Source organism: Streptomyces sp. SolWspMP-5a-2, from assembly GCF_900091845.1.
In the GTDB taxonomy this organism is placed as follows: Bacteria; Actinomycetota; Actinomycetes; order Streptomycetales; family Streptomycetaceae; genus Streptomyces; species Streptomyces doudnae.
The window spans coordinates 1-4842 of sequence record NZ_FMCI01000080.1 but is presented as its reverse complement, the minus strand read 5'-3'; the positions used below and the strand labels follow the sequence as shown (position 1 = coordinate 4842).

5 protein-coding genes are annotated in these 4842 nt (G+C 73.7%); 2 read left to right on the top strand and 3 right to left on the bottom strand.

The features are described from left to right. Together GA0115242_RS07230 and GA0115242_RS07225 are read right to left on the bottom strand one after the other, a co-directional pair. The coding region (locus tag GA0115242_RS07230; protein ID WP_370672253.1) for a sensor histidine kinase at positions 1 to 1477 on the bottom strand (1477 nt) is incomplete at its 3' end. A 550-nt stretch (positions 1478 to 2027) separates the two neighbouring features. Further along, a complete protein-coding gene (locus GA0115242_RS07225; RefSeq protein WP_093825693.1) occupies positions 2028 to 2393 on the bottom strand; it encodes a DoxX family protein in 366 nt (121 codons plus the stop codon). Between the two features lie 106 nt (positions 2394 to 2499). On the opposite strand from GA0115242_RS07225, the gene GA0115242_RS07220 reads away from it, so the two are divergent. Both GA0115242_RS07220 and GA0115242_RS07215 read left to right on the top strand, forming a co-directional pair. Further along, complete coding sequence (locus GA0115242_RS07220) at positions 2500 to 2877, top strand: winged helix-turn-helix transcriptional regulator (RefSeq protein WP_093825691.1); 378 nt, start codon at positions 2500 to 2502, stop codon at positions 2875 to 2877. Positions 2878 to 2978: 101 nt separating this feature from the next. Continuing rightward, entirely contained in the window at positions 2979 to 3917 is a 939-nt protein-coding gene (locus tag GA0115242_RS07215; RefSeq protein WP_093825697.1) for a PfkB family carbohydrate kinase, read from the top strand. Between the two features lie 119 nt (positions 3918 to 4036). On the opposite strand, the gene GA0115242_RS07210 is transcribed toward GA0115242_RS07215, so the two are convergent. Beyond that, positions 4037 to 4842: SGNH/GDSL hydrolase family protein (locus GA0115242_RS07210; protein WP_107461353.1), on the bottom strand; the 806-nt coding region annotated here is incomplete at its 5' end.

The window sequence follows — 4842 nt, the reverse complement described above, 5'->3', positions numbered from 1 at the left end:
CAGTCCGCCGGGGGTGGCGGCGGAGGCGCCGCGGGTGCGCGGGATGTCGGCGCGGGGGGCCGGCGTCCGCGGGGAGCGCGGCCTGCTGGTTGCGCATCGGCAGGGGGTCCTCGGCGACGGGGGCGGCGGGCGGCGTCGCGGGCGCGGCGTGGCGGGGGCGCTCGTGGTGGGTGGCGGTGTCCCGCTGCTGGGCGACGAGCTGGGGCGGGAGCAGCACGACGACGCCGGTGCCACCGCGCGAGGAGGGCCGGTAGTTGACGCTGATGCCGTACTTGACGGCGAGTCGTCCCACGACGCCGAGGCCGAGCCGGGTGCCCTGGAGGGAGGCGAGGTCGACGACCTTGCCGGAGACGGACTCCTCGGCGCGGCGCATGGCGGCGGCGGCCATCTTGAGGCCGCTGTCCTCGATGGTGACGACGAGTCCGGCGCTGCGCTCCTCGACGTAGACGTGGACCTCGTCGATGGGCGGCGAGAAGTTCGCGGCGTTGTCCATGAGTTCGGCCAGCAGGTGCATGACGCCCTCGGCGGCGAACCCGGCGATGGCGGCCTTGCTGGAGGAGTGCAGGCGGACCCGGCGGTAGGCCGCGATCCGGCCGACGGCGCCGCGCAGGATGCTCTCCACGACGATCGGCTTGTTCCAGACGCGGCTGGAGCGGCCGCCCATCAGCAGGGCGAGACGGTCGGTCATCAGGCCGAGCTGGGAGGTGCTGTGGTCGAGGCGGAGCAGGTCGCCGAAGACCTCGCCGCCGTGCCGGTCCTGCATGTCGCGCAGGTCGGCGAGCATGCTGACGGTCTTGGCCTGGACGCGGCTGAGCGCCTTCGCGGAGGCGGCCTGGGCGGCGGCGGACCGGCGTTCGCTGTAGGCGAGTTCGCGGACGAACATCTCCGAGGAGTCGCGCAGCAGGGCGCTCTGCGGCCAGTCGAAGCGGGCCAGCACGGTGTTGGCGGAGCTGCCTTCGCGCAGCAGGGCCACGGCGCCGGGCAGGGTCTCCTTGGTGAGGCGCTCCATCTCCTCGGTGCCGCGGGCGAGTTCGCCGCGCAGGGCGCGCAGTTCGGCCTGGGCCTCGGTGCGGCGGCGAACCGATTCCGCGAGTTCGGTGGCGAAGAGGTGCAGCATCTGGCGCTGGTGCGGGTCGGACGGGGCCGGGACGCCGGGCAGGGCCTCGGCGGCGCTCGCGCCGTTCTTCACGCGCTTGGCGACCTCCGGCAGGGTCACGGTGACCAGTTGGGACGCCTCGGCGCTCTGCTGCATCCAGTTGTTCTTGGTCATCTCCAGTTCGCCGCCGCGGGCCGCGGCGTCACCGCGGGCCCTGCGGAGCTGGCGGGAGGCGACGGCCACGGCGACGGCGACGCAGCACCAGGCGGCGAGGGCCGTGCCGAGCACCCAGGGGCGGGCGGCGCCGGGCGCGACGACGGTGGCGACGGCGCCGGCGGCGGCCGCGAGGACCAGGAGAACCGTGAAGACGGGGGACAGCACGGGCGAGGAACGCGCCCCTTTCGCGGATCGGCGCTGGCGGGGGCGAGCAGGCACTGGCATTCCGCGGTCCCTCGGTCCGTGTGAGCAGGAGTGGGGTGGGCGGCTGTGAGGTCGCCGACGATCCGGCGGACGGCCCGTCAGGGCCGTACCTCTTCCGGATCAAGCACGCCGCTCATGCTAGCCATGGTGTCGACCTTGAGTACCCCAACAACGGCCCCAGCCCTCACAAGAGTTCACTTCGTCGAGAAACGGCCATCGCGGTGGACAGGTGTGGTAATCGGGACTGACGTGGCACCTAGGGCTTCCGACCCCGGATCACCAGCACCCTGGCCACTTGGTCCGGCCTTTACCGGGGTCCCACGGGGTCGGACACCGCACCGGAACGCATATTTTCAGCCAAGTCTATGTGGGACGGATGGGGCGGGAGGGATCGGCGGGCGAGGCCCCGTACGGCCCCCGGCCGCCCGAACGCCCGCACCGGCCCCGGCCCGGTGCGAGGGCCGGGCCGCGCTCCGTGTCGGCGCCGGTGCGGGCGTTCGGGGCTCCGCCGTCAGAGCCAGGCGGTCGCCAGCCAGGCGGCGACCGCCGCGAGCACCAGGAGGGCGATGTTCAGGCCTATCACCTTGGTCTCGCCGCGCGACACGTGCACGACGATGCCGCCGATCTGGACCAGGACCAGGCCGATCGCGGCGGCCACCGCGAGCCCGACGGCGATGCCGGTGAGCGGGGGCAGGAGCAGTCCCGCGGCGCCGAGCACCTCCAGCGCACCGATGGCGCGCACGGCGGGCATGGGCACCTGGTCGACCCAGCCCATCATGGGCCGCAGTTCCTCCTGGCTCTGGACGACCTTCTTGCCGCCCCCGTAGAGGTAGAAGACGGCAAGCAGCGCGGCGACGATCCAGTACGCGATGTGCACGGTGACCTCGACTCGATGGTTACGAAACGTAAGTTGCCCCATCATGGGTCACTGTCGAGAGGCCCACAAAAGGCACACGCGTGTGCGTGACGAACAGGGAACCGCCATGCCGAAGTACCGCCACACCTGCATGATCCGGGGCGACGGCGGGCGGACCGTCCGGGCCGTGCTGGACCGCATCGGCGACAAGTGGACGCTGCTGACCGTCGCCACCCTGGACCAGGGGCGGCTGCGCTTCACCGACCTCCAGCGGAGCATCCCGGGGATCTCGCAGCGGATGCTGACGCTCACCCTGCGGAACCTGGAGCGCGACGGCCTGGTCTCGCGGACCGCGTACGCGGAGGTGCCGCCCCGGGTCGAGTACGAGCTGACGGCGACCGGCCGGAGCCTGATCCCGCCCGCGCTGGCCCTCGCCGACTGGGCCGCCGAGCACATCGAGGAGATCGAGGCCAGCAGGGCGGCCTACCGGGACCGCTCCGGCTGACCACTCCCCCGGTGCCGGTACCGCCGCCGTGGCCGGAGAGCCGTCGCCTCTGGTGTACTGCCCGACGACGCCGTCGGAGCACGGGAAGGGGGTCGGTGGACATGCCGACCGCGAACACGCGACGCCCGCACGGACTCTTCGTCGGTCTGTGCACGCTGGACGTGATCCAGCTCGTGGACCATGTCCCCGGCCCGGACGAGAAGCTGGCGGCGATCGACCAGAGCGTCGCCGCGGGCGGTCCGGCCACGGGCGCGGCGGTGACCTTCGCCCACCTGGGCGGCTCGGCGACGCTGCTGACCGCGATCGGGGCGCACCCGCTGGGCGCCGCCGCCGCGGCCGACCTGACCCGGCTCGGGGTGAGGGTGACGGACCTGGCGCCCGGCGCGTCCGGGCCGCCCGCCGTGTCGTCGGTCCTGGTGACCGCGGCCACCGGCGCGCGGGCGGTGGCCTCCACCAACGCCCGGGGCCACCGGCTTCACCCGCCCGCCGACCTGGACCGTTCGGTGGCGGCCTGCGATCTCGTCGCACTGGACGGCCACCACCGGGAGCTGGCGCTGGCCGCCGCCCGCGCGGGCCGCGCGGCGGGGCGCACCACCCTTCTGGACGGCGGGAGTTGGAAGGACGGCACGCCGGAGCTGCTGCCGTTCGTGGACGTCGCCGTCTGCTCGGCGGACTTCCGTCCGCCCGGCACCCGCACTCCCGCGCAGACGCTCCGGTACCTGCGCGGGCACGGGGTGGGCTGGGCGGCGGTCAGCCGGGGCGGCGCGCCCCTGCTCTGGGCGGGTCCCGGCGGCGGGGGCGCGGTCGAGGTGCCCAGGACCCCGGTGGCGGACACCCTCGGCGCCGGTGACGTGCTGCACGGTGCTCTCGCCCATCACCTGGCATTGCGGGGCGAGTTGACGGACGAGAAGTTCGCCGGGGCGTTGCGCGGCGCCTGCGAGGTGGCGTCCCGGGCGTGCGCGTCGTTCGGTACCCGTGAATGGATGCGGACCCCGGAACAGGAAGAATCGAAAGGGCCCGGCACATCGCCCGCGAATTGACGTGATGTCAATTGCGTTATGGCACAGACGAATTGACAACGCGTTCGGTGTCCGGTCAGCCATTGGACAGCGCACCGGTGGCGGAGGTCGCGTCGCGGCCGGTCGCCGGGCCCCGGGTCTCAGTGCCGGTGGCGGACGTCGAGGCGGGCGAGGACCGCGCGGGCCATCGCCTGCTCGCCCAGGGCGTTGGGGTGCGCGGGCGCGGCCGGTGAGGTGGGCTGGAGCGGCTCGATCCAGCGGTCGGCCGGTGCCTTGCACATGTCGCGGCCGATCGTCGGACGGTAGGTGTCGACGTAGTCGGCGTGGTGCAGGGCGGCCACCAGCCGCAGCATCAGGTTGAGCCGCTTCTCGGTGTCGCGCAGGTAGGGGAAGTCCTTGGCGGCGAACGGCACGGTCGGGAAGCAGCCGGTGCCGTCCTCGGGCAGCAGGTCCGGGTAGCCGACGACCAGGACCCGGGCGTGGGGCGCCCGTTGACGGACGGCGGTGAGCACCCGGGCCACCTTCGGCGCGGTCCGCAGCACGGTCAGCGCCAGCCGGTCGACGCCGTCGGAGGTGTAGTGCCGTCGGCAGGGGTCGCCCGTCAGGTCCGTGGCGGCGAGCTGGGCGCAGGTCCCGATGATGGACCCGAACCCGATGTCGTTGCCGCCGATCTGGAGGGTGACGAGGTCGGTGTCGCGGTCCAGGGCGTCCAGTTGGGGCCCGTTGGCGCCCTGCGCCTGCCACATCTCGGCGGTGGTGGCGCCGGAGCAGCTCACGTCGTCGAGGGACCTCGCGCGGCCCGCCGCGGTCACCAGCGAGGGGTAGTTGTGGTCGGAGCGGGCGCAGCCCAGGTCGACCTGACGCGGGATCAGCGGCCCCGAGGTGTAGGAGTCGCCGAGGGCCACGTACCGGGCGGCGCGCCCGTGGCCGGTGCCGTGCGCGGTCG

What these genes read in the sequence shown, in the direction of transcription:
- GA0115242_RS07220 (WP_093825691.1), top strand. Translation starts at nt 2,500, where the DNA reads ATGCCGAAGTACCGCCACACCTGCATGATCCGGGGCGACGGCGGGCGG.
- GA0115242_RS07215 (WP_093825697.1), top strand. Translation starts at nt 2,979, where the DNA reads ATGCCGACCGCGAACACGCGACGCCCGCACGGACTCTTCGTCGGTCTG.